At 70.2% G+C, this 587-nt stretch carries 1 protein-coding gene; it reads left to right on the forward strand.

Features of this window, described 5'->3' with window-relative positions; translation table 11 throughout:
- Positions 1 to 92: 92 nt before the first annotated feature.
- Positions 93 to 587 (forward strand): transposase family protein (locus IO39_RS43435; protein ID WP_043637703.1); only part of this gene is annotated, 495 nt, incomplete at its 3' end.

Below are 587 nucleotides of genomic sequence, written 5' to 3' on the forward strand. Positions count from 1 at the left end.
TTGAGGGCACCCCGGGGTACAGATGGCAAACGCGACCCCTGATGATCGTTGGGTGTCTACGCCAGTCGATCAAGAACAGGGGCCGCGTTCGCGTGCCATCATCCCCGATCAACGTGCTCGCCCGCCACTTGGAGCACGTCACCGCCACCGACCCGCTGCTTCACCTGCCCGACCTGCCGGCCCTGGCCGCGGTCCTGGACACCGTCCCTGACCCGCGAAGCCGCCACGGACGCCGCTACCGGCTCGGCCCGCTATTGGCGTTATCCCTGCTCGCCGTACTCAGCGGAGCAACATCCCTGGCAAGGATCACCCGGTTCATCAACGGATACGACCCTGACCTGCGCGCCCGCGCCGGCCTGTCCAGCACCTCACGGCTGGCCGCCAGCACCCTGGGCCGCCTGCTCGCCCGCCTGGACGGCGACGCCTTCGACACCGCCACCTGCGCCTACCTGGCCATCCTCGCCACCGACACGCCACCTGCCAGCAGTCCGTACCCAAGCCGCGCTCCGCTGTCCGGCCTGGCCGTGGACGGTAAGACGCTGCGTGGCAGCCGCACCGCCGACGGCACCACGGTCCACCTGCTGGCC

The sequence above is a fragment of the Nonomuraea candida genome (assembly GCF_000725485.1).
In the GTDB taxonomy this organism is placed as follows: domain Bacteria; phylum Actinomycetota; class Actinomycetes; order Streptosporangiales; family Streptosporangiaceae; genus Nonomuraea; species Nonomuraea candida.